We start from the raw sequence: 26362 nt of genomic DNA, 5'->3' as shown, positions 1-26362 counted from the left end.
AACCCGCCCATGTGTCAAGCTCACAAAGACGACACGGGCGGATTGAAACGGTTAAAAGGTCTTACTACCTCGACCCGCCAGACAAGACAGGGATGCGCTTGAGACCTGAACCAACATCGACCAAGGACCAAGATCGATGCGGTATAGGGATTAGGATTGATGGCTATCGGTGATGGACATTCACCCTATGTACACAGACGGGGAAGCGTGAAGCCTTGAAAGGAACCTAATCGTGTAACTAGAGGTAAATCCCTTGGTATCTGTTACTCATAAGGGTGCAGTAATTCCAACCCATTGATTTACAACGAAGTGTACCGAGCATGTCATCGACCGTTAAATGACCATCATCGACCATCAACACTGAGGAAAACCGGGGGTTAACTTGGGGTGATACCTGAGGTGTACACTATAGGTAATAACTTTTCGTTTCTTCTTACTCTATGAGGGAGCTGTAATGTAGAAGCCCTTGTTAATATGGGGTGCTGTCACTGTCGTTCCCCTGCCGGTCGTTTGGTGATCCGCCGTCTATACGGATGGCCGCGAGGACAACCTGAGTGACCCATTCTTGGAACGCACGGCCCTTGGGTTTGTCAGAGCGCATGATGTTCGCATTGAGGTCGGATTTGGTCAGTCGGCGTTTTGGGTTCATTCAGAAGGGAGCAGTAATTGCCTCACCGACCCTCGACCTTTGATTTTGGCCCCTATGAGCCTTTGATTTCATTGGGAAACAAAGGACCAAAATCAGGGGTCAGGTAGGGTGGCTTGCAAAACACTGATTTAGGGGTTTCCGAGCCTCGGCCAGCAGATCACCAGCCGAGACGTTTTGGGTTCATTCAGGGGGGAGGGAGAATGCTCTGAACCCGCCTAGTGGATCACTTCGTCAGATGGCCTCCTCGGTTCGAGGCCACTCAAACCCTTCCCAACGGTCAACTTGATGCCATTGCGCATGGTGACGCTGAGGTCATAGACAGGGTGCGGCACTCGGATGCCCTTCGCCCGCTTCCGGGGTGTCTTCGAGAGACGCATCTCCTCGCCCTTGTGGACATCAACACGGGCAACAACCCGACGCACCAGCGCATTCAACTCGTGAGGCTCGAGGTCGCTAACATCGCGGGGAAGATCGATTGCGCCCAGACCAGCACTCTCGGTAATCCGTTTCAGTTCGGCCTCAAGTTCCTCGACCTCAGCCTGTGCAGCCATCAGTAGACGGGGCGTTACTGCCGGTTTCGATTGGAGGTATTCGAGCGTACCTTGAGCATCCGACATTGCCGCCTCGAGGCCCTCTGTCTCCGGTGTGGTCTCAACCGCATTGGCCTTCCTGATTTCCGGCCAATAGTCGATCAACACCTCGTCGATTTGGGAAACGGCCCCGATGTAGGTGTTCAAGACCGGATCGACGTACGCCGCAGTTCGAGCATATGCCTTCCGCTTGGCATTCCGGTCTGTACCGGGAACCTTGAGTACACCCGTCAGTGCCGCTTTAGTCTGACGACGCATGGGTTCGACCGGTGATGTTGTTTTGACCTCAGCGCCACCAGCGGCCTCACGCTGCTCAAGGCGGAACCTCACACGGCGTTCAGTGTCCTCGTCAACGATCCTCGGGAAATAATCCCTTACCTTGTCGACGATCACCCGGTCACCTTTGCGGTAGAACCCTTTGGCAATCGGTAGTGATCCGTCCTTTTCCTCGGGCTTGATCTTGCGGCCAATCTCGAGGGTGCCATATGCGGCCTCTGAGCGTACCAACTGACTTACAGTCTGACCCCGCCATTGCCCTCGGACCAACGCAGGGACACCTTGAGCGGCCAGATCACGGGCAATACCGACAGGGCGTTCACCGTTGGCAAATCTCTCGTACACATTGCGGACCAGTGCAGCTTTGTCTTTGATGACCTCGAACTCTCTGGATGTCTTGGGGTCACCGACCACCTTGATCCATGCGGGTGTCTGAGAGGAGCGCACACGGTTGCCTGCGAGCGTCTCGTCGGTGTTCGCTCCCCAAGCTGCAGTCAGTCGCTTCGACTTAACCTCGCTCTCCTCATTCGCTCTTTGGAAGCCAACCAGCAACATGATGCCATCTGCGAAGTCGATAGGCTCATTCGCCTTGAACATCTTCCCATCGAACAAGGTCACGAGGTTCACACCGCTCTCAACGATGTCTTGAAGCAGAGCAAGACCTCTCTGCCAGTGTTGACGTGACAGGCGATCTAACGACTCCACAAGGAGAGTTGAGCCGTGTGGTACGGAACCCTCCTCTACGGCCTCTAAGAAGCCTCGTAAGGCCCCCACCTCAGCGTTGGCCCCCTTGAAAGCGGACACCCCGAGGTCCTCGAAGTTACTCGACGACAGTTCGTAGCCATTAGCATCACACCATGCTTGTGCGGCCTCGGTCTGTCGCTTTATGCTGTTACCATCCTTTTGTTGAGCCGAGGAGAACCTCCTGTAGCTGAAGGCTAGGGGCTTGCCTCCGTTGCCGAGCGATGCGTTGGCATCCATGTCCGTGTCTCTCCGTTTACACCGGCAGGCTCACTCAGGGTGATCGGCCTAATATCTCCGCGTGATCTATTGGAGATGAGGCCTATCATGGTCAAGTGTACCTGCAGTGTTACCCTTGGTTTCAATCTTTGACCGAGGACGCTGGAAAGGACATGAACGAAAGAGGAGATCAATCCACTTCAAGCACACACCAAGCAACCTCAGCATGTGTATTTGATAGGGTCATATCGAATTTACTTCAAGAAGATGAACGGCCCGACCAGTTGGCGTTCGACCGATGGCAGCGCCCGGCGCACTTCGAACCCGCCCAGATCACGGGCACGCGGGATGATCAACGTCTCAAGCGCCGGGTTTTCCGTGACGCAGTCGGGGGTGTGAGTCGGGTTCCAGCTCATGCCTGATCTCCTTTGGTCGGACGGACTAACTTTCTAACGTTCCTGAATGCACTGTAGCGCAGAGTTCACGACATGTATCGCGCAACTATGCAGATACTTGGTGCGGCGTCTGGTTCGTTGAAGTTCGGTGGGCCATGCACCCTCACATAGCCGTGAACATTAAATCGTCCACGCTTGGACCGCGCGCGCTCGGTTTTCCAAACAAGCGTGCTATATTTTGAGATAGGCGAACCCGGCCAGTCAGGTCGGGCTAGAATGTGGGCCACATGACAGGAGAGTTTCCATGACGCGCCTTCAGATAACCCGCCGGTCTCTTCTAGTTGCCGGCATTGGCACCCTCGCGACGAGTTTGTCCGGCACAGCGCATGCCAGAGGGCTTGCTGCGACCCCGTCGATGCGCGGTGGGTCCAACAACTATCGCCCCGGCGCGCCGATCGTCGACAGGATCGGTGGCGGAGGGTTCTGGATGACGGGCACCGTGCGACGCGCCGGAGACGGAGCGCCCCTGCCCGGTCAACGCATCCAGATCTGGGCGCACACGACCGAAGGGCATGAGCGCGATCCTCACAGTCACGGAGCGACCTTGACCGACGCCAATGGCGAGTTTCGGCTGGAGATGCCGCAGATCGTGCCTGCCTTCGGGCAACCGCATGGGCATCTGGCCTATGACAGTGGTGAGTTCCAGACGGTGTTCCTGCGGCCCGTGATGTCCAGCGCGAAAGACAAAACGCTAGCCGCACATTTCGTGCTGCAACCTGCCTGAGCCACGTGATCCGCAGCGCTCTGATTTGGCTGGGGATTGGGGCGGCGTTGCTTGTTCCGTCGATTGCGGCTGCGACCAGCCCTTATCTGGCTTGGCGTGACCCCATCTACATCCTGGCAGGATTTGCCGGGGTTCTGAGCCTTGGCTTGCTGTTGCTGCAACCTCTATTGGCGGCCAGAATCTTGCCGGGACTTGCCCCAATGACCAGCCGTCGCGCGCATAGATGGGTTGGTATTTTGTTGATCGTGGCGATCTTTATCCATGTTGGAGGCCTTTGGATTACCAGCCCTCCGGATGTGGTGGATGCGTTGCTCTTCGTCTCGGCGACCCCGTTTTCCGCGTGGGGAGTGATCGCCATGTGGGCGGCTTTTTTCGCGGTGTTTCTGGGTCTCTACCGACAGCGCTTGGCCTTGCGGTTTCGCGTCTGGCGGCTAACGCATACGACGCTGGCTTCTGTGACGATCATTGGAAGCGTTGTGCATGCCATGTTGATTGAGGGCACGATGGAGATCATGACCAAAACAGCCCTCTGCGTATTGGTGCTACTGGCGAGCGGGCGGGCGCTCGCCAAACTGCGTGTTTGGGACGTGAGGAGACGGGCTTAAACGCCCAGACACCACCGCATCACTGCCTTTTGCGCATGAAGGCGGTTCTCGGCCTCATCAAAGATCACGGAGTTCGGGCCGTCCATCACCTCGGAGGTCGCCTCCTCCTCGCGGTGGGCGGGCAGGCAGTGCATGAACAGCGCATCCGGCTTGGCATGGGACATCAGCTCAGTATTGACCTGATAGGGGCGCAGCATGTTGTGGCGACGCTCTTTCGCGGATTGGCTGTCATGCATCGAGACCCAGGTGTCGGCAACCACCAGATCTGCGCCCTCAACGGCTTTATAGGGATCACGCTCGACAACGATTTGCGAGCCCTTCTGACGGGCAAACCCCATGAATTCTTCCTCGGGGTCGAACTGTGCCGGGCCTGTAAAAGTCAGGTCAAAGCCGAACTGACCCGCCGCGTGTAGGAACGAGGCGCATACGTTGTTGCCGTCGCCGGTCCAGACCACTTTTTTGCCCGCAATCGGGCCGCGGTGTTCTTCGTAGGTCAGAATATCGGCCATGATCTGGCAAGGATGGGTCCGGTCGGTCAGGCCGTTGATCACAGGCACGTCCGAATATTCGGCCATCTCGGTCAAAACGGTCTCGTCAAAGGTGCGGATCATGATCATGTCCACATAGCGTGACAGGACACGGGCCGTGTCAGCGATGGTTTCACCATGCCCCAACTGCATGTCCTTGCCGGACAGGACCATGGTCTGGCCGCCCATTTGGCGCACACCCACATCAAAAGACACGCGCGTCCGGGTCGAGGGTTTTTCGAAGATCAACGCGACCATGTGGTCTTTGAGCGGCTGTTCATCGTCCAGCGCGGCTTTTGGCTGTCCAAGGCGGGCCTGCTTCATCGCGCCCGCTTGATCAATCATTTTGCGCAGGTCGGCTGCGCCGGTTTTGTGGATATCAAGGAAATGGTTCATATCGTTTCGCTTTTGTCTGTCGGCGACCGGGGGCGCTGCCCCCGGACCCCCGGAGTATTTGGGAAAAAATGAAGATCAGGCGGTTTCGAGCGTGGCTTCGATTTGCGCTGCGGCCTTGTCGAGGCGGATCATCGCCTGGGCGATATCGTCCTCGGTCAGGGTCAGTGGCGGCAGCAGGCGAATGACGTTGTCGGCAGCGGGAACCGTGATGACCTCGTTGTCATAGCCCGCGTTGACCACGTCGATATTTGTCGCTGTGCATTTCAGGCCCAGCATCAGGCCGGTGCCGCGCACCTCTTCGAAAACCTCGGGATGGTCGGCGACTAGTCCTTCGAGTTTCTGGCGCAGCAAGCCAGCCTGGCGGTTGACGCCTTCGAGGAAGGCAGGCGTGGCGACCTGGTCGATCACGGCGCAGCCAACGGCGCAACCGAGCGGGTTTCCTCCGTAGGTCGATCCATGCGTGCCTGCGGTCATGCCGCTGGCGGCCTCTTCAGTGGCCAGCACCGCGCCCAGAGGGAAGCCTCCGCCGATGCCTTTGGCGACCATCATGATATCCGGTGTGATACCCGCCCATTCATGGGCAAAAAGCTTACCGGTCCGGCCCACGCCACACTGGACCTCATCGAGGATCAGCAGGAGGTCGTTTTCATCACAGATCTGACGTAGGGCTTTGAGCTCGGCGTCGGGAACGGGGCGGATGCCGCCCTCGCCCTGCACCGGCTCGATCATGATTGCCGCTGTTTTTTCGGTAATCGCGTTGGTGACGCCATCGAGATCTCCGAACGTGAGATGCACGAAGCCGGGGAGCAAAGGGCCAAAGCCCTTGGTCATCTTCTCCGACCCGGCGGCGGCGATACCAGCCGAGGAGCGGCCGTGGAACGAGCCGTCGAAGGTGATGATCTCGACCTTCTCAGGCTGGCCTTTGTCATAGAAATACTTGCGGGCCATTTTCACGGCCAATTCGCAGGACTCGGTGCCCGAGTTGGTGAAAAACACCGTGTTGGCAAAGGTATGCTCGACTAGCTTGTCGGCCAGCGCCTGCTGCTGCGGAATGTGGTAGAGGTTCGAGACATGCCACAGCGCATGCGCCTGCTCGGTCAACGCGTTCACAAGCGCCGGATGCGCGTGGCCCAATGCGTTCACCGCAATGCCTGCTCCGAGATCCAGAAAACGTCGGCCATCCGCCTCGGTCAGCCAGGCGCCTTCGCCCTTCACGAAAGTCAGGGGCGCACGGTTATAGGTCGGCAGAACGGACGGGATCATCGGATCATCCTTTTAAGATAGCTTAAGCCCTGTGAGTGATACACCGGGGCCATGGTCGTCAACTGATTTGGTGGAGAATGCGCGGATTTGGTCAGCGCAAATAGATCAAACGGGCCGGTTACGCGGTCAGGCGTCGGCGTCGGAGGCGCAGGATATGTGCGGTTTTGATCATGGCGGCTCGTATAGCGAGGTTCGACCTGTCTGGGAAGACCAATAATTGGAAAGTCCTGAAATTTCACAATGAGATGAGAAGCCGCCATTTCACGCTTGCTATTTCAATTCCTGTGGCGCACCGCTTGACCATGACGCCTACACCTCAGAATCCGCCCCTTGCGGCCCTGTTGATCTTTGCCGCCAGCGCCCTGCTGGCGGGTACGACATTGCTGGCCAAAGCGTTGGGGACAGACACGCTTGGTCCTGCGCTGCATCCGATGCAGATCAGCCACGGGCGGTTTCTGTTTGCTTTTGTGGTGATCGTGACCGCCACGGCTGTTCTACGACCGGCGCTGAGGCGCCCTCATTGGGGGCTACATATCGGCCGCACCAGTTTCGGATGGCTGGGGATCACGCTGATGTTTGCATCCGTCGCTTATATCCCGATCGCGGACGCCACGGCGATTTCCTTCCTTAACCCGGTTTTTGCGATGGTTCTGGCCATCCCGCTGCTGAAAGAAGGTGTCGGCCCTTGGCGTTGGCTGGCCGCAGCGGTGGCTTTAACCGGGGCACTGATTCTCTTGCGCCCGACGCCTGCCAGTTTCCAACCGGCCGCCCTGTTGGCCCTGACGGCGGCCGTGGTGATCGGGATGGAGCTGATTTTCATCAAAAAACTCTCGGGCCGCGAGATTCCGATCCAGATTCTTTTGGTGAACAACGGATTGGGCCTGACCATCGCCTCGGTCGCGGTGATTGCCGTGTGGCAGGCGCCGACCCCTGCACAATGGGCAGCTTTGGCCGGAATCGGGGGGTTGATGGCCTGCGCACAGGCCTGTTTCGTCAACGGAATGGCCCGCGCCGATGCCTCGTTCGTTGCGCCCATCAGCTATGCCACATTGATCTTCGCGGCGTTCTACGACTTTGCGATCTTTAGCGTGATCCCGGATCGGATCAGTATCATCGGCTCATCCATAATCCTGACAGGCGCGTTGATTCTGGTCTGGCGCGAAACCATTCACCGTCAGGCCTTGAGCCGGTAGCCCGTCCGTAACATCTGCCAGGTCACCGCACCGACGAACAGCGTCGCCCCGGTGCAAACTGCCATTCCCAGCCACGGAGAGCCGTCGGACACTCCGATCATCCCATAGCGCAGACCGTCAATCAGATAGAAAACCGGATTCAGATGGCTAAGTTTGTTCAGCATCGGAGGCAGCGCCTCGACCGAGTAGAAGGTACCCGACAGGAAGGCCAAGGGCGTGACGATGAAGTTGGTGATCGCCGCCATCTGGTCGAATTTATTAGCAAAAATCCCGGCAAACAGGCCCAGCGCGCCCATGAAGGCCCCGCCCAAGATGACGAAAATCAGGGTGATGAAAAGGTTCTGCGGCGCAATCGACAGAAACACCAGAAACGCGAGGGCCACGACACAAGCGATCAGAACGCCGCGCGCAATGCCGCCTGCCAAATAGCCAAGCAGGATCTCTAGCGGGGACAGCGGCGGCATAAGGGTATCCACGATGTTCCCCTGAACTTTCGAGATCACCATCGAGGACGAGGTATTGGCGAAGGCATTCTGGATCACCGTCATCATCATGATACCGGGCGCCAGAAAGATCAGAAACGGCACACCCATAACGTCAGGCCGGCTTGGACCGATGGCAATAGTGAAGATCAACAGAAACAAACCAGCCGTCACCAGCGGGGCCAGCAAGGTCTGGGTCCACACCGCCATAAAGCGCAGGGTTTCGCGTTTGGCCAGCGTGTAGAGGCCCATCCAATTGACCGCGCCAAACCGGCGCGCGTCCTGATCCATAAGATTCTGCATGAGAGCCTCTTAACTGATTCGAAGACCGCTTGTAACTCGGCCCGCAGTGATTAAAATAGGGCGCTGAGACGAATTCCCAAGGCGGCCCGAATCCGGGGCCGCTTTCCGCTTTTGAAAGGCAACCGATGTCCTGGACTGACGAGCGCGTAGAACTGCTGAAGAAAATGTGGGGCGAGGGCCAGTCGGCCAGCCAGATCGCCAAGGAACTGGGCGGCGTGACCCGCAATGCGGTGATCGGCAAGGTCCACCGTCTGGGCCTGTCCAACCGCGCAACCGGTGCAACGCCCGCCAAGGCCGAGCCCAAGGAAAAACCGGCCCCCGCGCCCAAGGCCGAGGCGAAACCAAAGCCCGCACCAAAGACCGAACCCGCACGCCCCGCTCCTGCCCCGGCAGCCGAGGCGAAACCTGCCGTTCCCGCTCGCCGTCAGATCATCCCGGCGGGTCAACCTCTGCCGCCGCAGCCTTCGGCGAATGAGATCAGCCCCGAGGCGCTGGCCAAGGTCAACGAGGTTGAGAAGAAAGCCAAGAAGCTGACGCTGATGGAGCTGACCGAAAAGACCTGCAAATGGCCCGTAGGCGACCCCGCAACCGAGGATTTTTGGTTCTGCGGCCTGCCGGTTGAAGCAGGCAAGCCCTATTGCGAGGCGCATGTGGGCGTGGCCTTCCAACCTATGAGCTCGCGCCGCGACCGCCGTCGGTGATTGGGAACGCCAGAACCATATTTCTATTCTGGAATGAGGGAAGGGCGCGCGGTTTCTCCGAGCCTCTTTTCGGAAGTGTTGCGAAGCCAAAACAACGCTAGGCGTAACGGGCGCTTACGAGAAAAACACCCTCGCAGCTCTTTGCGAGGGTGTTTTAGACCGGGACGTCGGATGTGCGGACGAAGTTGCTGTTCGTTGCGGCGGTGCAAATGGTTGCGTCGATTTAACAGGCCCAGCCTGCAGAGGTCGGCTGATCGCAGCTAGAATTACACAGCTATTGTAGGCATGCATCAGTGTTCTATGAGTCTTTGATCTCTCATCTTCTTCATTCGCAAACTACATTCATTGTCAGTCCTCGTGTTCTTGTAAGTGGCGAAAATGTACCCTCCCGCCAACCGGGTCGAACCTGACACCTCTAAGAAATAACCTTCGCTGACTTGCTCAAAAAACTCGAAACTTGTGGCGGAAAAGCTTCCGGTTACCAAAAAGCCCGTTATGTTTTTAACGCCGAAGCTCACACCCCGTGATTTACCGGAAAGCCTACCGTTTCGCGTTTGCTCAAAATAGTAGATATAACGACCAGACCCAAAACTACATCGAAGGGTCGCATACCATTTCCCGGATAAATTGGGCACCTGGGGCTTGTAGCCGTTCGAAGTAGAGAATTGAGAAATTATTACGTCATCTAAAAACGGCGTTGACTGTGTTCTTTCAACTTCCGCCACAAGATGGCCGTACCCGATTTCACAAAATGCGCAGATCGAAAAGACGAAACCCAAGACCGATCCTGCAAACACCTTGCTTGCTCCATAACTTTTGTCTGTCTACCTTCGTACCATATTTGTAGCGTAGGGTAACGACAGCTTCTCTATTCCCTGCCATCCGCGTCCAACCTAAACGACGAAGTGATGTTTATCGTCAAAACGGTCGGAAAGTCTTGTGCTACAAACCTTGGGCAAACCAAGGTTAGTCTCATCATGTCTACTTTCCGAGTCGAACACCGAACCTTCGTGCATTGTGGCATTAGCTAGAAAGGGTTCGAACCTGACATTGAAGTGTCAGTGATCTTGGAGCCGCGGGCACATGATCGGCATTTTACTGCGCCGGATGGGATGGTAGGTCTGGTTCAGGTTGCCACCCAGGCACATCCTCCGGCGCGACCGAGGCGTGGAGGTGTTCGGACTGGTCCTTGCCCACTATCCGTCTTTTGCGCAGAAGAAAAATCTTGCCCCACCCGCGCCACGTTCCAACCGACGCCCCCTGAGCATTGGTCGGAAAACGAGCGCGCCATCCCTCCGGCAGCGGCAGCCCATGCCGCTCGGCCTTGTCCAGCATCCAGATGAGAGAGATGTTGCTGAGGGCGCGTGCTTCTTCATAGCCGTTCAACTGACCACCCACATCGCCATGGGTGCCCCGGAACCAGACCTGTTCAACATGGCCTTTGAACTCTGGTGTGCATCTCCACAGGACAGGTTCATAGACCTCGCGGGTCTCATTCAGGGCCATCGCGTGATATCCGTGGCGTATTGCGCGGCCGAGTTGATGATTGTGGAAGGCGTGCTTTTCCTCGGCCCAACGCCATAGCAGCGGTAGGCGCAGACCAAGCGCTTTGACCGTGTCCCACACCCCGACCATCTCAATTGCCACATCCTCATGGCAAAATTTGCGGCGGAAATCGCGGGCCGCCGTGCCACTCGGGTTGCATTCATAGTGGCGGTAGGCCTGCTTGATGTTCCGCTCGGTCGCGTGTTCCGCCTTCAGCAGGCCGATCATGTCGATCACACCCGCAAGGCTACGAACACCGTAGGCCCCACGCGAATACCCTATGAAGTAAATCCGGTCTCCGGGTTTGTAACGCGAGGCCAGATAGCCATAGGCCCGACGGATCTGCCGATTGATCCCCCGCCCCATCATCACGTCCAGTGAAGACTTCCAGCTTTCCCACTGGACGCCGGCCTCATAAAACACGGAAACCTGAGGCCCCATTTCCTGACACAGGCGAAACGTCTGCCCGGCATGGGTTTCGAGGCCGGGTTCCAGCGTCGACATTGTTCCGTCCAGAATGACAACATGGCTGATCGGCTCACGGTGCAGCGCTTCGGCGGAATGCTCAGAGCGTAAGGGCCGCCCGAGCCATCCAAGTACCTTTCTGCTTAACCGTGACAGAATCATATCTCAGCCACTCCTGTACTCTTCGAGGGTGCGCGCGCGTCTCAGCATTGCGCCGCCCTGGCCTTCACGGTGCATCGGCAACTGAGGCCCATGCGTCCATATCCCGCCTCCGTTCGACCGCCGGCCCATCACTTGCCCGCGCGCCGGTAGAGGCGAGGTATACTCAAGGATGGGTATCATCAGCATGCCGGACAAGAGATCCAACGAAACCGTGAGACGTTGAAGCATAGCTGCAAGCCTAAGCGGGCATTTGGGCATCATCATGACTAAGGCGTGCGGCATGCGTGACCTCATCGTTACAGCCACCATATGTCTGAATATATTACGAAAGCTCAAACGCATTGCAAAATTCCCGAAACCGTCTGACGACAGATCACGAAATGAGCAGTGAAGCCGCATCTTATCGGGTCGCACCGTCTCGTGACTGCACGCTACAAGTGTAGCTGAACAACCCAGTGGCTGTCTGTGGCCTGCTTCACGGTTAAGGCGGACTGAATGCCTTGTGGATTTGAGTGCAAAGCCTTCCCCTTTTGCCATCCTTTCGCTATTGCACGCATTAACCCAAGATTGATGACGCAGGACGCACCCCATGGCGATGGAAAAGACATTCAACGCGGCCGAGGCCGAGGCCCGCATCTACGAGGCCTGGGAACAGGCCGGAGCCTTCAAGGCAGGCGCGAATAAGTCGCGTGACGAGAGCTTTACCATTATGATCCCGCCGCCCAACGTGACCGGTGCTTTGCACGTGGGCCATGCGTTCAACAACACGCTGCAGGACATCCTGATCCGTTGGCACCGGATGCGTGGCTTCGACACGCTCTGGCAGCCCGGTCAGGACCACGCGGGCATCGCCACTCAGATGCAAGTTGAAAAGATGTTGGCCGCCACGCAGCAGCCGGGTCGGCGCGAGTTGGGCCGCGAGAAATTCCTTGAGAAAGTCTGGGAATGGAAAGGCGAATACGGCGGCACGATCATCGAGCAGCTGAAGCGTCTCGGCTCCTCCTGCGACTGGTCACGCAACGCCTTTACGATGGCCGGGGCAGCAGGCGATCCGCGCACAGGGCATGAGAACTCGGCCAACTTCCACGATGCCGTGATCAAGGTTTTCGTCGATATGTACGAAAAGGGCCTGATCTATCGTGGCAAGCGCCTAGTCAACTGGGACCCGCATTTCGAGACCGCGATCTCGGACCTCGAAGTAGAGAATATCGAAGTCGCGGGCCACATGTGGCACTTCAAATACCCGCTGGCCGGGGGCGAGACCTACACCTATGTCGAGAAGGACGAGGACGGGAAAATCGTGCTTGAGGAAGAGCGCGACTATATCTCGATCGCCACGACCCGACCTGAGACCATGCTGGGCGACGGCGCGGTCGCGGTTCATCCCTCGGATGAGCGGTATGCGCCCATCGTAGGCAAGCTCTGCGAAATCCCGGTTGGTCCGAAAGAGCATCGCCGGCAAATTCCAATCATCACCGATGAGTATCCGGACCCCGATTTCGGCTCGGGCGCGGTGAAGATCACCGGCGCGCATGACTTCAACGACAACATGGTCGCCAAGCGCGGCGGCATCCCGATGTACCGCCTGATGGACACCAAAGGCGCGATGCGGGCCGATGGTGCGCCTTACGCGGAAGAAGCGGACAAGGCGCAGGAATACGCGCGTGGTAAGGATTTCACCGAGAACGAGATCGACGCGATCAACCTGATCCCTGACCACCTGCGCGGCCTAGATCGGTTCGAGGCGCGCGCGAAGGTCGTTGAGGAGATCACCGCCGACGGTCTAGCCGTGATGACCCGCGCGGACGATCCGCGTCTGGGTTCAACCGCTCTGAAGCCCGATCATGAGGGCGCGGACAAGCTGGTCCCGCTGGTCGAGAGCAAACCGATCATGCAGCCGTTTGGCGACCGCTCCAAAGTGGTCATCGAGCCGATGTTCACCGACCAGTGGTTTGTCGACGCTGCAAAAGTTGTCGGCCCCGCGCTGGATGCGGTAAAGGACGGCACGGTCAAAATCATTCCCGAGTCGGGCGAGAAAACCTATTACCACTGGTTGGAAAACATCGAGCCCTGGTGCATTTCGCGCCAGCTGTGGTGGGGGCATCAGATTCCGGTTTGGTATGGCCTCGATCTCTCGGCTGAGAACTTCAATGACGATGAAAACGACGGTGACCTTGATCTGGTCGAATTGGGCCGTTTGCTGAACGAAGGCGGCATGTTGCATCGTGGCAATGTCATGGAATGCGCTGCGAGCCTTGAAGCTGTCACCGAGAAATTCCTCGATGACAACGCAAACATCCCCAGCCCGCTGAGCCATGCGACGGTTGTCGAAGTCGCCGACAAGCAGGAAGCGATCCATCAGTTCGCTGAAAGCCTTGCTCAATACGCGGTCGAACAAGACCCGACCAAGCTAGTCTACCCGGTTTGGCGCGATCCGGACGTACTCGACACTTGGTTTTCCTCCGGCCTTTGGCCCATCGGCACGCTGGGCTGGCCTGAACAGACCGAGGAACTGGAGCGCTACTTCCCGACGGACGTTCTGATCACCGGCTTCGACATCCTGTTCTTCTGGGTCGCCCGGATGATGATGATGCAACTGGCCGTGGTCGATCAGATCCCGTTCCACACCGTCTATCTGCACCAGCTCGTTCGCGACGAGAAGGGCAAGAAGATGTCCAAGACCACCGGCAACGTCATCGACCCGCTGGAGATCGTGGACGAATTCGGTGCCGACGCGCTGCGGTTCACCAACGCCTCGATGGCGGCGATTGGCGGTGTGCTGAAACTGTCCCGCGAACGCATCACCGGCTACCGGAACTTCGGCACCAAGCTGTGGAACGCCGTCCGCTTTGCCGAGATGAACGAGGTCTTCACCGACGCTGTCCCGCAACTCGACGTGGCCGACCTGAAACCCAAAGCCGCCGTGAACCGCTGGATCATCGGCGAAACTGCCCGCGTGCGGGAAGAGGTCGATGCGGCGCTGGAAAGCTATCGTTTCAACGATGCTGCCAACGGGCTTTATGCCTTTGTCTGGGGCAAGGTCTGCGATTGGTACGTAGAACTGTCGAAACCCCTACTACAAGGCGACGACACAGAGGCACGGGCCGAGACCCGCGCCACCATGCGCTGGGTTTTGGATCAGTGCATGGTCCTGCTGCACCCGATCATGCCATTCATCACCGAAGAGCTTTGGGCGCTGACCGGCACGCGGCCCAAGATGGTTGTCCACGCCAACTGGCCGACCTACGCCGCTGCCGACTTGATCGACGCCGACGCGGATCGCGAAATGAACTGGGTGATCTCGGTGATCGAAAACACCCGCTCGGCCCGCGCGCAGATGCGAGTTCCTGCTGGTCTCTACGTGCCGATGCTGGTGACCGAGATCGACAATCACGGCCAAGCCGCATGGGACCGCAACGAAGCCTTGATCAAGCGCCTGGCGCGGATCGATAGTCTGACCAAGGCCGACGAGCTGCCCAAAGGCACGATCTCGATTGCCGCTCCGGGCGCGAGCTTCGGCCTGCCTCTGGCGGACATCATCGACATCGGCGCCGAAAAGGAACGGTTGGAGAAAGCCAAGGGCAAACTGGCCAAAGAACTCGGCGGTCTTCGGGGGCGTCTGAACAACCCCAAATTCGTGGCCTCGGCCCCGGAAGAGGTGGTGGAAGAAGCCAAAGCCAACCTCGCCGCCCGCGAAGAAGAAGAGGCCAAATTGAACGAAGCCCTCGCTCGTCTGGCCGAACTCGCCTGATATTCTTGTTCCAAATACGGAAATCCCGACCTCATCACCCGAACCGGTGGTGAGGTTTTTCTTTACCTTCAGAGCTTTCCCCTTGTTCGCGCCAGCCCGCGCTTGTTAGCACTTCGGAATAACAACCCTCCGAGGCCCCTATGGCACGACCTTTCCCTCCGATGCAGACCGTCTCAACCGGACTGGTAGTCGCCATTGTCGGGTTCTTCAGCTCATTTCCCATCGTGCTGCAAGGGCTGGCTGCGATGGGCGCATCACCAAGCCAAGCAGCCTCAGGCCTGATGAGTGCTGCGATTGCAATGGGGCTGGCCGCGATTGTTCTCAGCCTTCGTTACCGGCAACCAATCAGCGTGGCCTGGTCTACCCCCGGAGCGGCGTTGCTGGCGGTTTCAGCCACCCCAGTCGCAGGCTTCTCAGGCGCAATTGGAGCCTTCCTCTGCGCCGGAGCCTTGACGATTTTGGCCGGGCTTTGGAAACCCCTGGGACGTCTGGCCGCTGCGATTCCGACCACTCTGGCGCAGGCGATGCTCGGCGGAGTGCTCTTGCCCCTGTGTATTGTCCCGTTCAAAGCGGCTGTTGAGCTACCCTGGCAGGCTCTGCCCGTGATCCTGACATGGTTCATCGCCGGGCGTCTCAACCGTCTTTTTGCTGTTCCGGCAGCCGTTGTCGCAGCAGCGCTGATGGTTGTGTTCAGCGCCGATGGTGCGTCCGTCCGGCCCGAGGCCTATCTGGCCGCGCCTGTCTGGACGATGCCCTCATTCTCGCTTGCGTCAGCTATCGGCATCGGCCTGCCGCTGTTCGTCGTCACAATGGCAACCCAAAACATACCCGGCATCGCGGTGATGCGCAGCTTTGGCTACACGCCCGCCCCCGGCAAGCTGTTCTCCTCCGTCGGAGGGGCAAGTATTTTGTCAGCCCCATTTGGAGCCCCCGCCACCTGTCTGGCGGCCATCACTGCCGCGATGTGTTCGAACGAAGACAGCCACCCGGACCGTAGTTTGCGCTATTGGTCGGCAATCATGGCGGGCGTTTTCTACTGCGTCTTCGGTATCTTCGCCGTGGCGATCACCGGCTTTGCCGCCCATGCCGACCCGCTTCTGATGGGTACGCTGACTGGCGTGGCCCTGATTGGCGTTATGGCCAACGCCACCTTCGCAGCACTGGAAGTACCCGCTGAACGCGAAGCCGCGATCCTGACCTTCGCCATCACCGCCTCTGGGATCACGGTGTTCGGTCTGGGCGCTGCGGTCTGGGGCTTGATGGCTGGGGGCGTCGCCTACATCTTGACCACCAAACTGCGATGATCCCTTTCTCCCCACGACTGAAAAAGTTATCCTGCGCCCATGTTCGGATCACTTGGAAAACTGGTTGAACGCCAGATCAAGAAGGCCCAGGCTGAAGGTCAATTGCAGGGTCTCCAGGGCGAAGGTGCGCCTCTTCCTGATCGCTCTGGAGAAGCGCAAAGCGACCCCGCCATTGCGGCCGGTCATAGGATCATGGCGCAGGCCGGGGTACTTCCCGAGGAGTTCGACATCAAAAAACAGTTGGACGAGGTCCGCAAGGAGTATGCCAAGCTGACCGATCCTGAGACCCGTAGAGCCACGATGTCAAAGATCGCCGATCTCGAAATGCGCTACAACATGGCCCGAGACGCGCGGCGCGCATTCATGCGGTGATTACTTGAACTCGGGCTTTCGGCCTTGCATCTGCGCCATCACGACCTCCATCTGGTCGGGTTTTCCAATCAGATCCACCTGTTCCGAAGACTCGGCCAGCAACACATCGGCGCGCGGATTGGTTTCGGCGAAATCTATGAGGCGCTTGGCGGCGCGGATGGCTGAGGGGCTTTGCGAGGCGATGTTTTCAGCCAAGGCCAGTGCTTCGGTCTGTGGATCATCGGACAGCTTGGTGACCAAGCCCCAGTCGGCCGCCTGTGCAGCCCCAATGGGGCGCGCGGTAAAGGTCAGCAGCCGCAAAACGTCTGAGCGGACCAGTTTCGGAAGTAGAACCATGCCGCCCATATCGGGGATGATGCCCCATTTCATCTCCATCACTGCCAGCTTCGCCTCGGGGTGGGCGATGCGGATATCCGCGCCCAGAGCGATCTGCAGGCCGCCCCCATAGGCCGCGCCTTGGATCGCGCAGATGACAGGAACAGGGATGCGCCGCCAGATCAGGGCCAGTTCTTGCATCTCATTGGCGTCCTCGTGGCTGCGTTTCATGAGCCATTCGGTCGGGTCCATATGGGCCATTTTCGCGAAACTCGCCATGTCGAGACCGGCGCAGAAGCTTTTGCCCTCACCCGACAGGACCACGGCGCGGGCGTCTGAGGCCGCAACCTCTTGCCCAGCGGCCAGCAGCGCCTTGATCATCGCCTCGTCCAGAGCATTCATCTTGTCGCCGCGCGTGAGCGTGACATGAGCGATGTGATCCTTGTACTCGACAGATACGCGCGCCATTCCGGACCTCCTTGATTTGCAGTCTTTACAAGACTGCCCCGAATGTGCTTGCAGTTCCACCGCGACGTTGAGGCATGTCGAGGCTCGGGCTTGCAGCAACCCGCACGGTGGGCTTATCTGCGCCTATGACCAAACCTCGCTACACATCGCTCGCCCAATCCCTCCCCGCAACCGTCCCGTTTGTGGGGCCGGAAACGCAGGAGCGCCAACGCGGTGCCCCCTTCAAGGCACGGCTTGGCGCGAATGAGAGCATATTTGGCCCCTCTCCCCGTGCCATCGAAGCGATGCAACGGGACGCCAGTGAGATCTGGATGTATGGTGATCCCGAGAATCACGATCTGCGCCATGCGTTGGCTGCACATCACGGGGTTACACCCGAGAATATCGTGGTGGGCGAAGGCATTGACGGGCTGTTGGGCTACCTGGTGCGGCTGTTAATCGGGCCGGGCGATGCGGTTGTGACCTCTGACGGGGCCTATCCCACCTTTAACTACCATGTAGCGGGCTTCGGAGGAGAGTTGCACAAGGTTCCCTATCGCGACGATCGTGAAGATCCTACCGCTTTGTTTGCCAAGGCCGCAGAGGTGGATGCCAAGCTGGTCTATCTGGCCAACCCCGACAACCCGATGGGAAGCTGGCATACGGGCGCCGATATCGTGGCCGCGCTGGAGGCTTTGCCCACAGGATGCCTGCTGGTTCTGGACGAGGCCTATGTCGAATGCGCGCCGGGCGGCACTGCTGCGCCTGTTGCCGCCGATGATCCGCGCGTGATCCGGATGCGGACGTTTTCGAAAGTGTATGGAATGGCAGGCGCGCGGGTGGGCTATGCCATCGGTGCCCCCGAATTGATTGCGGCGTTCAACAAGGTGCGCAACCATTTCGGCATGAACCGGGCTGCACAAGCCGGAGCGCTGGCGGCACTTGAGGATGGCGACTGGCTGTCAGAAGTGCAGGCTCGGATCACTGAGGCTCGGGAGCGTATCGGACGCATTGCGCAGGCCAACGGTTTGATCCCGTTGCCTTCGGCCACGAATTTCGTTGCGATTGACTGCGGGCGTGACGGGGTATTTGCGAGGGCCGTGCTGGCCTCTCTCGTCGAACAGGGTGTGTTTGTGCGAATGCCATTTGCGGCCCCGCAGAACCGGTGTATTCGCGTGAGTTGTGGTGGAGAGCCAGAGTTGGCGGCTTTAGAGGCGGCCCTGCCTTTGGCCTTGGCGCAAGCTCGCGCGGTATAGGGGGGGGCGTCTGCCCCCCAATCGCGCCAAGGCGCGATTCCCTCCGAGGATATTTTCAGCCAGATGAAGAGGCGGATCGGCGCTATGTGGCCAATGTGGCGGCGGCGGCTTCGAGCGCGCCTTGACCGCGGGGGATATCAAGTGCCGCCATGGCGGTCTCCATGCCGCCTAGCATCGCCATGATCATCTGAGCGTTGACGTGCCCCATATGGCCCAGGCGGAAGCAGCCGTCCCAATCCTCCATTCCCAAGCCGATGCCCAGCGTCAGACCAAGCTGGTTTTCGGTGTAGTTGCGCAGCGGAGTGCCACGCCCCTCGGTCAGGCGGAGGGCGGTGACCGCATGGCTGCGATGGGTCGGGTCGGTGACGTTGAAATGAAGCGCTCCGCCTTGCGCCCAGACATCGCAGGCGGCCCAGATGGCCTTGGCGAGACGCTCATGGCGGGCCCAGACGTTTTCGAGCCCTTCGCCATGGATCAGGTCCAGCGCGGCGCGCAGGCCGTAGAGGTGATGGGTGGGCGCGGTGCCGTTGAAATACTGATAAAACAGCTCGGGGTTGGCACGCGGTTGCCAATCCCAATATTGCGAAACGCGGGGCATTGCAGTGCGTTTCGCCTGCGCTTTGTCGTTGAAGAAGACAAAGCCGGTGCCCGCCGGGGTCATCAGGCCCTTCTGGCAGGCTGTGACTGTGACATCGACGCCCCACGCGTCCATCTCGAACCGGTCGCACCCCATTGAGGCGATACAGTCGGCCATCAGGAGTGCGGGATGGTTCAAGTCATCCAGCAGAGCGCGTAAGGCCGGAATGTCATTCCGGATCGAGGTGGAGGTATCCACGTGGACGGCAAGTACGGCTTTGATTTTGTGTTCTTTATCGGCGTTCAGCGCCTCGGCGATACGGTCGAGATCCCAGGGTGAAGACAATCCGAAGTCTAGCAGGTCGACCTTTGCGCCGATCCCCTCGGCCATCTCTGCCCAGCCATGGGTGAAACGACCCGAGGCTGGGGCCAGAACGGTTTCTCCGGGGGCGATCACATTCGAAAGCGCAGCCTCCCACGTGCCGTGGCCGTTGGCGATATAGATAGCGACGTCGTGCTGGGTACGGGCCACGCGCTTTAGGTCCTGCGTCAGCGCGGGCATCATCTCAATCAACGCGCCATCGTAGATATTAGGCGACGGGCGATGCATAGCCTGCAGCACCGCGTCGGGCATCACCGAAGGGCCGGGAATGGCCAGATACTCGCGCCCATGCACGAGGGAGGTTTGGTTTTTCATGAGGGTAACCTGCTTAACTTGAGGCCTACCCTAGCGTTTCGCCTTGCGGCGTCAATCCGTCAGGAGGGTCGCCTCACGTGCAAGCGCTTCGATCCCGGACCAGTCGCCCTCTTGAACCATCTGCTTTGGCGCGACCCAGCTGCCACCGGCGCAGACCACGTTGGACAACGAAAGGTAGTCGCGGGCATTTGAGGGCGATACTCCGCCTGTGGGGCAGAAAGTGATCTGAGGCAGGGGCGCCCCTATGGCTTTCAGGGCCGGTGCACCGCCCGAGGCCTCGGCGGGGAAAAATTTCAGCATGTCATAGCCCTTTTCCAGCAGGGCCATGGCCTCACTCGCGGTGGCCGCGCCGGGCAGAAGGGGCAGGCCTTCGGCTTCACATGCGGTGATCAGGGCGTCGGTCGCGCCGGGTGAGACCCCGAACTGCGCACCTGCCTCTTTGGCGGCGCGGACGTCTTCGGGAGTGACCAGCGTGCCTGCGCCCACGACGCCTCCGGGCACAGCGGCCATGGCGCGGATCACGTCCAGCGCGGCAGAGGTGCGCAGGGTGACTTCGAGCGCAGGAAGACCACCTGCGACCAGCGCCTCGGCCAAGGGGCGGGCGTGGGCGGCGTCATCCACGACCAGTACCGGAACGATTGGGGCCAGTGCGCAGATCTCGCGGGTGCGTTGGGTTTTGGACATGGGTTAAACTCCGAAAATGCTGGCACCTGTGTCGGCGGACCCGACATTCTGGCGGAACGCGCCGAAGAGGTCGCGGCCGACGCCGTGCTGGTTTGCAGACAGATCAGCGGTCGCTGGGCTGCGGTCAAGGACGCCGGGTGTGAGGATTTCAAGCTCACCCTTGACCGCATCGACGCGCAGCAGATCACCGTCTTGCAGATAGCCGATGGCACCACCGTCCAGCGCCTCGGGGCAGACGTGGATGGCGGCGGGAACCTTGCCCGACGCACCAGACATGCGGCCATCGGTGACCAGAGCGACCTTTTGGCCTCTGCCCTGAAGGATCGACAGTATCGGTGTCAGCGAATGCAGCTCGGGCATGCCGTTGGCCTTCGGGCCCTGGAACCGAACAACGACGATGACATCATCGGTGAATTCTCCGGCCTTGAAGGCGGCTTTGACGTCGTTCTGGTCGTGGAACACACGGACGGGCGCTTCGACCACCTGATGTTCGGGTGCCACGGCCGAGACCTTCATGACGCCCGTGCCCAGATTTCCGGTCAGGCGCGAAAGGCCACCGGTAGGCTGGAACGGGTCCTTGGCCGGGCGCACAATCTTTTCATTCAGGCTGTGACCAGCGCCGTCTTCCCAGACCAACTCGCCATCTTTCAGCTTGGGTTCTTTGGTGTAGTTGTGAAGCCCCTGCCCCGCGACGGTCAGTGTGTCGGGGTGCAACAACCCATCGTCCAACAGCGTGCTGATGGTAAAGCCCAAGCCTCCAGCGGCGTGGAAGTGGTTCACATCGGCCAGACCGTTGGGATAGACCCGCGCGACCAGAGGGACCACTGCGGAGATGTCGGAAAAATCCTCCCAATCCAGAACGATACCGCCTGCGCGCGCCATGGCGATCAGGTGGATCAGCAGGTTGGTCGAACCGCCCGTGGCCATCAGGCCAACGATACCATTGACGAAGGCGCGTTCATCGAGGATCTGACAAACTGGTGTGTAGTGATTGCCCAACGCGCTGAGAGACAGGGCGCGGCGCGCGCCCTCCTCGGTCAGGGCATCGCGTAGAGGCGTGTTGGGATTGACGAAACTTGAGCCCGGCAGGTGCAGGCCCATGAACTCCATCAGCATCTGGTTGGTGTTGGCGGTGCCGTAGAAAGTACAGGTGCCGGGGCCATGGTAAGCTGCCATTTCAGCCTTCATCAGGGCGTCGCGACCAACCTCTCCGGCAGCGAATTGCTGGCGGACCTTGGCCTTTTCGTCGTTGGGCAGACCGCTGGTCATCGGACCAGCCGGCAGGAAGACGGCCGGCAGATGGCCAAAGGCCTGCGCGCCGATGATCAGTCCAGGCACGATCTTGTCGCAGACCCCCAGAAACACAGCCGCGTCATAGGTGTTGTGGCTGAGAGCCACGCCCGTTGCCAGCGCGATCACATCGCGCGAGAACAGCGACAGCTCCATCCCCGCCTCGCCTTGGGTTACGCCGTCGCACATGGCGGGAACCCCGCCTGCGACCTGCGCTGTGCCACCTGCCGAGCGGATCGCCTGACGGATCAGCTCGGGATACCGCTCGAACGGTTGGTGGGCCGAGAGCATGTCGTTATAGGCGGTGACGATGCCAAGGTTCCCAGCCGTACCGGTCGCCATCGAGTTCTGATCTTCACCCGCACCGGCATAAGCATGCGCCTGACCGCTACAGGACAGATGCCCACGGGCGGGGCCTTTGGATTTGGCCTGTTCCATCCGCTCAAGATGCGGGCCGCGCAGGTCGGCGCTGCGGTCGATGATGCGTTTGGTGACGTCCGAAATAACTGTATTGACCATGACTACCCTCCGATCTGACGCCAGCGGCGTCCATCGCGATGCATCAGCATCAATGCTTCTTCGGGCCCTGAACTGCCCTGATCGTATTTTGCGGGCTTGTCGCCACGCTCTTCCCAGCCGCGAATGATGGGATCAACCCAGGCCCAGGCGGCCTCGGCCTCATCCCCGCGCATGAACAGGGTTTGATCGCCGCGGATCACATCCATGATCAGGCGCTCATAGGCATCTGGCGATTGCGCGCCATCGCCCAGCGCATCGGCAAAGCTCATGTCGAGCGCCACGTCGGACAGACGGAACCCGCCCTGCCCCGGTTCCTTGATCGTGGTGCGCAGCGTGATGCCTTCGTCCGGCTGCAGACGGATCACCAGCACATTGCCGTGCAGAGGCCCCACATTGGGGAAAATCGTATGCGGCGGGTCGCGGAAGAACACAGCAATTTCGGACTCGCGTGCCCTCAGGCGTTTACCGGTACGCAGGTAGAACGGCACGCCCGCCCAGCGCCAGTTGCCGATATGAGCCTTCAACGCAATGAAGCTTTCGGTGCGGCTGGCAGGATCGCCGACATGATCGAGGTAACCGTCGCCCCCCTTGTCTGTGCGATATTGGCCGCGCGCGATATCCTTCGGCTCGACCGGCTCCAGCGCTTCGATCACCTTAACCTTTTCATCCCGCACCGCGTTGGGCGCGAATTTCGAAGGCGGCTCCATCGCGGTCAGACAGAGAAGCTGCACCAGATGGTTCTGGATCATATCCCGCATCGCGCCGGATTGGTCGTAGTATGCACCGCGCCCCTCGACACCGACAGTCTCGGCCACAGTGATCTGCACGTGATCGACATGGGTCGCGTTCCACAGCGGCTCGAACAGCGAATTGGCAAAGCGCAGCGCCATCAGGTTCTGCACGGTTTCCTTACCCAGATAGTGGTCGATCCGGTAGATTTGGTGTTCTTCGAAACAGGCGCGCAGACCTTCGTTCAAAGCCTTGGCCGAGGCCAGATCATGACCGAAGGGCTTTTCCACCACGATCCGGCTATCAGGCGTGGCAAGCCCGTGATCGTTCAAACGCTGCGCAATGCCTGAGAACAAGCTGGGACCCACTGACAGATAAAAAGCCCGCACCACGTCAGGCCGCAAGGCTTTGGCCAGATCGGACCAGCCCGCATCGCCCAGCGCATCCACCGGCACATAGTCAACATGCGTCAGAAATCGATCCAGAGTGTCCTTGTCGTAGCTCGGCGCGAATTTGTCCATCGACGCGCGCAACTGGTCCCGAAACCCGTCACTGTCCATGTCGGATCGGGCGGTCCCGATGATCCGCGCGCCTTCCGGCATCTGACCCATTTCAAACCGGTGATACAGCCCCGGCAAGATCTTGCGCTGTGCCAGATCGCCCGTCGCGCCAAACAGCACGAGGTCGAACGGGTCTACCGGGATGACGCGTGAAACCATGATCAGCTTCCTTTTATGCTTCCTGCCTCAAGAAGCAGAACCTCAGTCGCGATGGGGGTCGCTGGTGCGGCCCTGAATGTTATCGCTAACATTTCCACGGTTGGATACGGAACCTTGAAATAAAAATCAAGCCCGGAATCCCCAATAGGCCGACTGATGGGTCACGATTGCGACCGCAACCACTCCATTACCGCCGGGCGCACGGATTGCTCACCACGATGACGCGCATCCGCGATGATCTTGCGGACTTCCTGCAGGTTCGATCTCAGCAAAAGGCTTTTGACCGGTCCGATCGAAGCCGGGCGCATGGACAAGGTGCGGATCCCCATCGCAGCCAGACACAGCGCCTCAACCGGGCGACCGGCGTCCTCGCCACAGAAACTCAGCGGCGTATCCGAGATGTTGCAGCGTTCCACGATGCGTTCGATGAAGCTGAGGAAACTGACGTTCAACGTGTCATATCGACGGCGCACCAGCTCGTTTTCACGGTCGGCGGCAAAGAAGAACTGTTTCAGGTCGTTGCCCCCGATCGAGATGAAATCCACCTCATCAAAGAACTTTTGCGGTGAGAACGCCAGCGACGGCGTTTCCAGCATCGCCCCCACTTCGAGCGTTTCCGGCAGGATATGGCCAAGACGCTTTTCACGCTCGATGGTTTTGTTGACCTCCCATCGGGCCTCGCGGAACTCCTCGGCCTGCGCAACGAAGGGGAACATGATGGTCAGTGGGCGGCCATTGGCGGCGCGCAACAGGGCCTGCAGCTGCATCCGCATTACGCCGCGCTTGTCCAGACCAACACGGATCGCACGCCAGCCCAGCGCAGGGTTCGGTTCGGCCACGTGCTTCATGTAGGGCAGAACCTTGTCCGACCCGATATCGAGGGTCCGGAACACAACGCGTTTTTCTCCGGCCGCGTCCAGAACCCGCTGGTATTGGGTCACCAGCTCAGACCGTTTCGGCATCTGGTTACGGATCAGGAATTGCAGCTCGGTCCGGAACAAACCAACCCCTTCCGCGCCCGAGTTCCCGAGCGAGGGCAGATCGGCCATCAGGCCTGCGTTCATCGCCATGTTGATCCGCGCGCCATCCTGCGTAACCGTCGGCGTCTCCCGGATCGAGGCATAGCGTTCCTGCGCCTTGGCCTGCATCGCGATCTTGTCGCGAAACGCGCTGACCACCGAGTCTTCGGGACGCAGATGGACAACGCCGTTATCCCCATCGACCAGAATGTGGTCGCCATTCAGAGCCTCGGTCGTGATCCGCCCGACATGCACGACCAAAGGGATCGCCAATGCGCGGGCAACAATCGTGGCGTGGCTGCCGACCGAGCCCTCCTCGAGCACGATCCCCTTCAGGGACCGGCCATATTCCAAAAGGTCTCCGGGGCCGATGTTGCGGGCGATGAGGATCGGATCAGGTGGTAGATCGGCACTGTCGGTCTTGCCCTGACCCGTCAGGATACGCAGCAAGCGATTGCTGAGGTCATCCAGATCCGCTAGCCGTTCCCGCAAATAGGGATCGGTCACCTGCCCCATACGGGCGCGTGCTTGCGACTGCTCTTTCTCCACCGCGGCCTCGGCGCTGAGACCGAGGGCGATGTCTTCCTCCATCCTCCGCATCCAGCCCTTGGAATTGGCGAACATACGGTAAGCTTCCAGAACTTTTAGTTGCTCTTTGTCACCGTTCTGTGAGACTTCGAGCATCTTGTCGACGCCGACACGCAGCTCCTCGACCGCCTCATTCAACCGCTCGCTTTCGCGGTGCGGGTCTTCGGCAATCGGGTTGGTCACGACAACGCGCGGCTCGTGCAGCCAGACATGCCCTTCGGCAGACCCTTCCTGCGCCGGACCGCCGGTCAATTGCACAGATTGCTGGTGCAAGGGAGACAGGGCCGCGCCTTCACCGACAAAGGCACCCAGTTCGGCCATCTCAGCCAGAACCATCGCCACCACTTCCAGCGCATAGATCTCATCGGCGGAGAATTCACGCGCGTCACGGGACTGCACCACCAGAACGCCCAGTTTCTGACCGAGCCGCTGTACCGGCACGCCGAGGAATGAGGAAAAACGCTCTTCGCCCGTTTCCGGCATGAACCGGAACCCTTTGGCTGCGGGCGCATCCGCCGTATTCACGACCTTGCCAGATTTGGCCACGCGGCCCACAAGACCTTCGCCCAGACGCATCCGGGTCTGGTGAACCGCCTCGGGCGAGAGACCTTCAGTCGCGCAAAGCTCAAGGGTTTCTTCGTCACGGAACAGATAGATCGAGCAGACCTCGCAGCGAATGCTGTCCGCAATCAGCTGCGTGATGCGGTCGAGACGCTCCTGACCGGCCGCCTCGCTCGCCATTTCCTCGCGCAGCCGAACCAGCAGCTTGCGGGATTCTGTTTCCGTACCGTCCGCCATGG

Annotated in this window: 20 protein-coding genes and 1 pseudogene; 8 read left to right on the top strand and 13 right to left on the bottom strand. The window is 59.6% G+C overall.

The features are described 5' to 3' along the window. Window positions 1–469: 469 nt before the first annotated feature. From ACRZ95_RS07540 to ACRZ95_RS07530, 3 genes and pseudogenes are all read right to left on the bottom strand, one after another. Window positions 470–601: a hypothetical protein gene (locus tag ACRZ95_RS07540; RefSeq protein ID WP_480554751.1), complete on the bottom strand. Its 132-nt coding sequence runs from the start codon at window positions 599–601 to the stop codon at window positions 470–472. A gap of 263 nt (window positions 602–864) precedes the next feature. Beyond that, window positions 865–2496, bottom strand: coding sequence for a recombinase family protein (locus ACRZ95_RS07535; protein WP_170677108.1), 1632 nt, complete (start codon window positions 2494–2496; stop codon window positions 865–867). A gap of 242 nt (window positions 2497–2738) precedes the next feature. Beyond that, window positions 2739–2891 (bottom strand): annotated as a pseudogene (locus ACRZ95_RS07530) (pirin family protein); the annotation flags it as partial. Window positions 2892–3174: 283 nt separating this feature from the next. On the opposite strand from ACRZ95_RS07530, the gene ACRZ95_RS07525 reads away from it, so the two are divergent. Continuing rightward, window positions 3175–3654, top strand: coding sequence for a peptidase associated/transthyretin-like domain-containing protein (locus ACRZ95_RS07525; RefSeq protein WP_170677106.1), 480 nt, complete (start codon window positions 3175–3177; stop codon window positions 3652–3654). An 8-nt stretch (window positions 3655–3662) separates the two neighbouring features. After that, complete coding sequence (locus tag ACRZ95_RS07520) at window positions 3663–4259, top strand: ferric reductase-like transmembrane domain-containing protein (RefSeq protein WP_480554782.1); 597 nt, start codon at window positions 3663–3665, stop codon at window positions 4257–4259. On the opposite strand, the gene argF is transcribed toward ACRZ95_RS07520, so the two are convergent. Both argF and ACRZ95_RS07510 read right to left on the bottom strand, forming a co-directional pair. Continuing rightward, window positions 4256–5182: an ornithine carbamoyltransferase gene (gene argF / locus ACRZ95_RS07515; protein ID WP_170677102.1), complete on the bottom strand. Its 927-nt coding sequence runs from the start codon at window positions 5180–5182 to the stop codon at window positions 4256–4258. The two genes, ACRZ95_RS07520 and argF, sit on opposite strands and share 4 nt — an antisense overlap. Window positions 5183–5257: 75 nt before the next feature. Next, window positions 5258–6445 carry an aspartate aminotransferase family protein gene (locus ACRZ95_RS07510; protein WP_170677100.1) on the bottom strand — a complete coding sequence of 396 codons (1188 nt, stop codon included), beginning with the start codon at window positions 6443–6445 and terminating at the stop codon, window positions 5258–5260. Window positions 6446–6747: 302 nt separating this feature from the next. Between ACRZ95_RS07510 and ACRZ95_RS07505 the strand changes: the two genes are divergently transcribed. Continuing rightward, window positions 6748–7638, top strand: coding sequence for a DMT family transporter (locus tag ACRZ95_RS07505; protein ID WP_170677099.1), 891 nt, complete (start codon window positions 6748–6750; stop codon window positions 7636–7638). On the opposite strand, the gene ACRZ95_RS07500 is transcribed toward ACRZ95_RS07505, so the two are convergent. Then, a complete protein-coding gene (locus tag ACRZ95_RS07500) occupies window positions 7620–8423 on the bottom strand; it encodes an ABC transporter permease (RefSeq protein ID WP_170471887.1) in 804 nt (267 codons plus the stop codon). The two genes, ACRZ95_RS07505 and ACRZ95_RS07500, sit on opposite strands and share 19 nt — an antisense overlap. 125 nt (window positions 8424–8548) lie before the next feature. On the opposite strand from ACRZ95_RS07500, the gene ACRZ95_RS07495 reads away from it, so the two are divergent. Continuing rightward, the gene (locus ACRZ95_RS07495) at window positions 8549–9124 is read left to right on the top strand and encodes a GcrA family cell cycle regulator (protein ID WP_170377923.1); all 576 of its coding nucleotides are present in this window, start codon (window positions 8549–8551) and stop codon (window positions 9122–9124) included. A 1095-nt stretch (window positions 9125–10219) separates the two neighbouring features. Here the strand turns inward: ACRZ95_RS07495 and ACRZ95_RS07490 are convergent. Further along, complete coding sequence (locus ACRZ95_RS07490; protein ID WP_170471890.1) at window positions 10220–11296, bottom strand: DUF2235 domain-containing protein; 1077 nt, start codon at window positions 11294–11296, stop codon at window positions 10220–10222. A 589-nt stretch (window positions 11297–11885) separates the two neighbouring features. On the opposite strand from ACRZ95_RS07490, the gene ACRZ95_RS07485 reads away from it, so the two are divergent. The 3 genes from ACRZ95_RS07485 to ACRZ95_RS07475 all read left to right on the top strand — a co-directional run bounded on the left by ACRZ95_RS07485 (window position 11886) and on the right by ACRZ95_RS07475 (window position 16723). Then, window positions 11886–15047 (top strand): valine--tRNA ligase, encoded by a 3162-nt coding sequence (locus ACRZ95_RS07485; protein ID WP_170677098.1) that lies wholly within the window; start codon window positions 11886–11888, stop codon window positions 15045–15047. 140 nt (window positions 15048–15187) lie between these two features. Beyond that, window positions 15188–16351: a benzoate/H(+) symporter BenE family transporter gene (locus ACRZ95_RS07480; RefSeq protein WP_480554748.1), complete on the top strand. Its 1164-nt coding sequence runs from the start codon at window positions 15188–15190 to the stop codon at window positions 16349–16351. A gap of 39 nt (window positions 16352–16390) precedes the next feature. Further along, window positions 16391–16723, top strand: coding sequence for a DnaJ family domain-containing protein (locus ACRZ95_RS07475; RefSeq protein WP_170677097.1), 333 nt, complete (start codon window positions 16391–16393; stop codon window positions 16721–16723). Here ACRZ95_RS07475 and ACRZ95_RS07470 read toward each other — a convergent pair whose 3' ends face one another. Further along, window positions 16724–17506, bottom strand: coding sequence for a crotonase/enoyl-CoA hydratase family protein (locus ACRZ95_RS07470; protein WP_170677096.1), 783 nt, complete (start codon window positions 17504–17506; stop codon window positions 16724–16726). It abuts the gene before it with no gap. 125 nt (window positions 17507–17631) lie between these two features. Between ACRZ95_RS07470 and ACRZ95_RS07465 the strand changes: the two genes are divergently transcribed. Beyond that, window positions 17632–18741 (top strand): pyridoxal phosphate-dependent aminotransferase, encoded by a 1110-nt coding sequence (locus tag ACRZ95_RS07465; protein ID WP_170677095.1) that lies wholly within the window; start codon window positions 17632–17634, stop codon window positions 18739–18741. Window positions 18742–18823: 82 nt separating this feature from the next. Here the strand turns inward: ACRZ95_RS07465 and ACRZ95_RS07460 are convergent, their stop codons facing one another. The 5 genes from ACRZ95_RS07460 to ptsP all read right to left on the bottom strand — a co-directional run bounded on the left by ACRZ95_RS07460 (window position 18824) and on the right by ptsP (window position 26360). Then, window positions 18824–20014, bottom strand: a complete 1191-nt coding sequence (locus ACRZ95_RS07460) for an aminotransferase class V-fold PLP-dependent enzyme (protein WP_170677094.1) — start codon at window positions 20012–20014, stop codon at window positions 18824–18826. Window positions 20015–20065: 51 nt separating this feature from the next. Continuing rightward, window positions 20066–20698 (bottom strand): bifunctional 4-hydroxy-2-oxoglutarate aldolase/2-dehydro-3-deoxy-phosphogluconate aldolase, encoded by a 633-nt coding sequence (locus ACRZ95_RS07455; protein WP_170677093.1) that lies wholly within the window; start codon window positions 20696–20698, stop codon window positions 20066–20068. A 3-nt stretch (window positions 20699–20701) separates the two neighbouring features. Beyond that, window positions 20702–22507, bottom strand: coding sequence for a phosphogluconate dehydratase (edd, locus tag ACRZ95_RS07450; protein WP_170677092.1), 1806 nt, complete (start codon window positions 22505–22507; stop codon window positions 20702–20704). Between the two features lie 2 nt (window positions 22508–22509). Continuing rightward, window positions 22510–23955 (bottom strand): glucose-6-phosphate dehydrogenase, encoded by a 1446-nt coding sequence (zwf, locus tag ACRZ95_RS07445; protein ID WP_170677090.1) that lies wholly within the window; start codon window positions 23953–23955, stop codon window positions 22510–22512. Between the two features lie 161 nt (window positions 23956–24116). Further along, on the bottom strand, window positions 24117–26360 hold the full coding sequence (gene ptsP / locus ACRZ95_RS07440) for a phosphoenolpyruvate--protein phosphotransferase (RefSeq protein ID WP_170677088.1): 2244 nt from the start codon (window positions 26358–26360) through the stop codon (window positions 24117–24119). Window positions 26361–26362 lie beyond the last annotated feature (2 nt).

The sequence above is a fragment of the Ruegeria sp. AI3 genome (genome assembly GCF_056541245.1).
Note: the sequence above shows the minus strand (reverse complement) of the source record. Positions and strands in the feature narration are given on the sequence as shown.